At 60.9% G+C, this 4821-nt stretch carries 7 protein-coding genes; 5 read left to right on the forward strand and 2 right to left on the reverse strand.

Features of this window, described 5'->3' with window-relative positions; genetic code table 11:
• The 4 genes from ACVBEG_RS26720 to ACVBEG_RS26735 form a co-directional block, all read left to right on the forward strand.
• A partial coding sequence (locus ACVBEG_RS26720) for a hypothetical protein (protein ID WP_447108492.1) occupies window positions 1–194 on the forward strand: 194 nt, incomplete at its 5' end.
• A 2-nt stretch (window positions 195–196) separates the two neighbouring features.
• Complete coding sequence (locus ACVBEG_RS26725) at window positions 197–952, forward strand: tripartite tricarboxylate transporter permease (protein ID WP_447108493.1); 756 nt, start codon at window positions 197–199, stop codon at window positions 950–952.
• 171 nt (window positions 953–1123) lie between these two features.
• The gene (locus ACVBEG_RS26730) at window positions 1124–2017 is read left to right on the forward strand and encodes a hypothetical protein (RefSeq protein WP_447108494.1); all 894 of its coding nucleotides are present in this window, start codon (window positions 1124–1126) and stop codon (window positions 2015–2017) included.
• A gap of 1507 nt (window positions 2018–3524) precedes the next feature.
• Window positions 3525–3794 (forward strand): hypothetical protein, encoded by a 270-nt coding sequence (locus ACVBEG_RS26735; RefSeq protein ID WP_447108495.1) that lies wholly within the window; start codon window positions 3525–3527, stop codon window positions 3792–3794.
• A gap of 28 nt (window positions 3795–3822) precedes the next feature.
• Here the strand turns inward: ACVBEG_RS26735 and ACVBEG_RS26740 are convergent, their stop codons facing one another.
• Window positions 3823–3996: a hypothetical protein gene (locus ACVBEG_RS26740; RefSeq protein ID WP_447108496.1), complete on the reverse strand. Its 174-nt coding sequence runs from the start codon at window positions 3994–3996 to the stop codon at window positions 3823–3825.
• An 87-nt stretch (window positions 3997–4083) separates the two neighbouring features.
• On the opposite strand from ACVBEG_RS26740, the gene ACVBEG_RS26745 reads away from it, so the two are divergent.
• A complete protein-coding gene (locus ACVBEG_RS26745; protein ID WP_447108497.1) occupies window positions 4084–4266 on the forward strand; it encodes a hypothetical protein in 183 nt (60 codons plus the stop codon).
• A 163-nt stretch (window positions 4267–4429) separates the two neighbouring features.
• Here ACVBEG_RS26745 and ACVBEG_RS26750 read toward each other — a convergent pair whose 3' ends face one another.
• Window positions 4430–4552: a hypothetical protein gene (locus tag ACVBEG_RS26750; RefSeq protein ID WP_447108498.1), complete on the reverse strand. Its 123-nt coding sequence runs from the start codon at window positions 4550–4552 to the stop codon at window positions 4430–4432.
• Between the last annotated feature and the right edge of the window lie 269 nt (window positions 4553–4821).

The following is a 4821-nucleotide window of genomic DNA, read 5'->3' on the forward strand; positions in this document are numbered from 1 at the left end:
GTTCCATAAAGCCATGGACGTTCCGTTGCCGCTGGGCCTGCTTGATGTTCTGGAGAATGGACGTGCACACTTCAGCTACTGAGTCAAGGCTTCGTGCTCGTCTACCCGAACTCGATCACCGCCGCGTGGACCTGATCTGCACTGTTGTCGGTCGCCGCCGCCTGCCCCACCATGGCGTGGCGCTGTTGATCTGATCGTGTTCGCCTCGGGCCACCCGGAGTCAGCGTCGTACTGGGTGGGCGGCGGTGTACCTGGCTGCGAAGGACGGCGGCCGGATCAGCTCGATCCTGCTGAACATTCCGGCGAAGCGTCGACGGTGATGACCACTCTCGACGGTTACCCGATGGCTCGCCAGGGCTTGCTGTGTCGCCTTGTCGCTGTCGGCGTGGAGCTGCTGTTCCATCGGTGCGTTCGATCGCCGTACTGCGGCATGGCGCTGTTCGCGCCCTTGCTGCGCGAAGCGGCGATCGCCTTCGGAATCGTGGACTCCGACCGATGGTGTCCGCAATCGTCTGCGGCATGGCCCGCGCATCGTTCCATGCAGACGTTGATCGCGGCGCCATCGGGGCTGTTCGTCCATGGTCGGCATCGACGCCAACAGCGGCGCGGTACTGTTTCAACTGCGACAGATCGACTCACCGACGGTATCACCGTGGCGTTGTTGGGCTGCTCGATCAGCGAAATCATCGTTAAACCGTATCGCGGCAAAGAGGTGATCAAAAGCCATGCGCATGATGTTCAGGTTCAGCCAGCCCGGCGTTCGTGGTGTCCTGCGTCGCGGTGCGCCGGTTCCATCATGGGCGTGCTGCTGGTGCTGGGCGCGACATGGCCGAGCGCCGTGGCCTACATGACCGAGAAGCGTCGCGGGCAAGACTATGGACAAGGTGCACGCGGCCCTCGCGGCCGGCCGCCATCGTGGTGCGGCATGCGGAAGCGCTGGTGCCGATGCTGACCCTCGTGCCGGCTGGAACGACAGCAGCGACGATGCGTTCTGTCGCTAGACATCATGCCCTGGTCCATCGCTGTTCAACAGCAGCCGATCGTCCTGGGGCCTGATCATCGTTGTTGTGAATGTTATGCTGGTGCTTCAACATCCTGATGACTGAATTTCACCGAAATCGCCGTGCCGAACTGGCACCGTGCGGCGCACGCGATCATCACTGCGATCGGCGTTGACGCCGTGGATGCCATCACCTTCGACCGTCTCGGGGTCGGTATCGGCAATCTCGGCTACATCCTGCGCAAGATGGAGACCTTCCTCGTCGCGGTCCTGCTGGCCTCGATCTCGCTGGCTCCATGGAACAGAACCTGCGCCGCGCCCGTCATCTACGGTGCGCCGCAATTTCTGGTCGAGCCGATCACCTTCGCACACGGGGTGCTGATGGCGACCACGCCGCTGATGCCGTCGGCGCGGATCTGGCGCAGCGTCCCGCAGCGTCGTGCCGTGGCCAATGTCCGATCGCTCAGACGTGGTGGTAGTTGCTGGTCGGCCTGCGGCTGGTTACCTCGCCAGCCAGGCGCTGCCGCTGCCGTGGATGGTGGCCGCGCGGTGATCACCGCGTCGCCCGACGCGGCTTGCGGATCTGCGGCTGAAGGCCGGCAGTGGATCGTCGGGATCGGCATTGGGCCGTACTTCACGTACTGGTTGTCATCGAACAGGTTGATGTTGTATCGGCCTGATCTTCTCCGGAGCATGCGACCAGTGTTCCAGCGTGCCGGAAATGCGATGCGACGTAGCGGCCAAGATCGCGCACGTGCTCCAGCATGCCGGCGGCTTGGGCGAAATGGTCAGTGGGCGCGAACGGCTGCACCTCAAGCAGCGTCGCGCGGGGGACAGTTCGCGAGTGTCGACGGTGGTGCTGCGCGCGCCCGTACTGTTCAGCAACTGCTGGGCGACGGTGCGCCTGCACTACTGGAGCCCGTCGTACTGGTCCTGGCCGCTGGCGCTGTTTCCGGCAGGCGGATCGCTGGCCAGGGCTTGTATGCCGAAGAACTGAATCCATGGCTGTTGGGCTGAACTGCTCAGTGCTGCGGTGAGTATTACCTGGACCTGCATCGGCTGTACGTAAGGCTGAGCGAAGATCGCCCTGATGCGATCGGAGCGGCTGGAGCCGCGACTTCAATCGTCTCTCGTTCCTCCGGGCGGGTGCTGCTGCGTTGTACGGCCAACATTGCTGGCACTGGACGAACGATGCCTATCGCTGCTCGCTGCTGGGCGCCGAGCGGCGACGACCGATCTGCTGCCACCGACCCTGGGCACCACGCCGTGGACCGCCGAACGTGACACGAAGCGAATACCGTCGGTGCGCTGGTCATGAAACGCAGGTCATGCGCCGTGCCGTTCCGGTACTGTTCCTCGCTGAGCTGATGTTTCGGCACTGCAGAAGCCGGGCCGAGTAGAGACTCGGTTGACCTGGTGTTTGTGAACGGAGCCGCTATTTCTGTGGAACGTATCATTCGAAGATGGCAGGATGCTGCGACCGCATTCAGGTTAGTTGTGGTATCTTCAGTTATTTGTGTTGATCCATTCCGTCCAGAAGACTGTTGGCCCGGCCGAGCTATCCGTCGCCGAGAAGCCTTCAGGCGGACAGCGGCGAGGGCGTACGTGTCAGTACTATAGGTTCTGCTTGGCGCTCGATCAGCTTCCGTTCGCTTGGGCATGAAGACCGACAGCAGCACCAGATGCGGGTCATGTTCGCCGACGATCTTAATGACCTGACGGTGAAGATCTGCCAGCCTCTCCGCGTAAGTAGCGTTCCAGGCGTTCCATGAGTCATGGCGGTCCCAGCAGCAGCACGCCCTGATCGGCGAGGACTGGAAGCAGCTGTGATGGCGATGTCGATGTTCAGGTCGATGCTTGAGCTTTTTATAGATATGACCAGCGATGGCGGCGTTGACGCTGGGCCTGGGTTACCGAAGAAGCACAAGCCATGGGCCTGACCCGGCCGTGGAACGGATCCTGCCAAGGATGACGTCGACCTTGTCCAGCGGCGTCGAGTTCACGTATTGAAGATGATTGGTCTGGCTGGATAGATCTTGCTGCGGCGCGCCGGCGCAAACCGACGAGTTCTCTGTTCATATACGAGTCTTCGAATCCACGCAAACGCGTGCTCCAGCTGATCCAAGTTTGATACGGTCATTGTTCTGTCATGGCAAACACCTGCAAAAATCAATGTGCGGACACTAGGAAGCTGCCACGTTTATCGATCAATGTCATCGCACGACGCGGCCCTGCCTCTTTCTGACACTCCCTAAATTATGTTTGTACTTATCCCCGCATAGGGGTATCAGAGACCGAATGGCAGTTGCCCGCGCCCCGAGAGGTCATGATGAATCTGTATTTGAAGAACTCCATGCCGAATGGCGCGCGCATCGGCGTTGTGAGCTGGATGCGGAAAAGTTCTGAACGACGTTGTCGCTGCCGATGATCCAGGCGCTGATGATCGTCTCGAAATGGTCGATCAATCCGTACAAATTGTTCGCGTACTGCTGCGCGGACGGCTTATCTTTCGCGTGCGGCGGTGATGATCGTAGCATTGGTCGACGCCGGCCGTGCTGATCTGGCCGAAGTCGGACCGCTGGCCGCGCATTCTCGCGGTGGAATACGGCTCCGATCGGTCGCTGCACGTACTGAAACCCTCTCGATCCTGCTGGGCCATGGTCACGCGCTGGGTGGCGGCATGGTCGTCGCAGGCGCGGCATTCGCATCGTTACTCGACCAACGTGGTAACGCTGTAGTTGTACTGAACTTATACCCTGACGTCGGCGCCAGTCGTCCTCTTCCTGACCGCTGAAACTGGCTGTTGGACCGACCCGGTTACATCAACGGGCGCGACGCGCCGGGATCTGGAACTGGCCGACCGTCTCCTGCTGGATGAACAGCAAGAAGAACTGGTCGAGGGGGGCTGCGAGAACCGCAACCGGGCAGGTAAAGCCGGTGCAGTCAGCCTGGTCGAGGCGCTGCAACAGGAAGCCATCGGCATCCGCGATGCGCATGGTTGCCGCGTCGAGCGAGATTGATCAACCGCTGGACGTCGTGACTCTGCTGTGGCGCCGGGTGTGCCCATCAGTCATGGAACACGCATGCGACGCCCGCCAGCCGTGCGGCAAGAACTTCTGACCGAAGGTCGCCCCGATGCCGATCTGGCGCGGGTAGATCGTCCGCGCCGACATGTCGCGGCCCAGGTATTCCAGATGGAGAACACCCGCAGCCTGAACTGCTGTTCGTCATCCGCGAGTTCAGCGAAGGCGTGCGGGCGCGCCTGATCGACAAGGATCAAAAGCCCTCATTGGCACTGCAAGACGTCGCCAACATCTGGGACGCTGTGATCGATGTGAACTTCCGGCCAGGTATGGAAGGACGGGACCCCTGGTGGGACCTCTCAGATGATGATACCTTAAAGCAGGTGAAGCGCCGACGCAGCCATGTTCACCGTTCCACCCCGACCATCGCCGCCACGGCCGTCGCCTCCGCTATTGCCGTGATCGCACCCTGCTGCTCAACCATTGTCATGTCGCCACTGCCACCACCGTGTCCATGAGTCACTGTCATCGCCTTCATTCCATGAAGGTCGCAGTGTCCGCGACGACCTTCATGGCCACTGATCACTGCGGAGTAATTCTGTCCCGGCGAGAAGGCATAGGCTGGAATGATAATCAGGCCGAAGGCGCAAGAAGGCGCCGTACGTGATGTATACGGAAAGGCGCGACGCAGAAGCTCGCAACGGGTAACTAATCGTTGATAACTGTCATAGCAGCGTCATCGTAACCGGCTGTACAGACATTTAATTTGAATAACCGGGACCTGCACAACCAGCGAGG

It is taken from the genome of Pseudomonas sp. GG8, from assembly GCF_052976945.1.

Bases quoted from the DNA above. Each gene is read 5' to 3' on its own strand.
- ACVBEG_RS26750 (WP_447108498.1), bottom strand. From the start codon at position 4,552: ATGACAGTGACTCATGGACACGGTGGTGGCAGTGGCGACATGACAATG.
- ACVBEG_RS26735 (WP_447108495.1), top strand. From the start codon at position 3,525: ATGATCGTAGCATTGGTCGACGCCGGCCGTGCTGATCTGGCCGAAGTC.
- ACVBEG_RS26740 (WP_447108496.1), bottom strand. From the start codon at position 3,996: ATGCGCATCGCGGATGCCGATGGCTTCCTGTTGCAGCGCCTCGACCAG.
- ACVBEG_RS26745 (WP_447108497.1), top strand. From the start codon at position 4,084: ATGCGACGCCCGCCAGCCGTGCGGCAAGAACTTCTGACCGAAGGTCGC.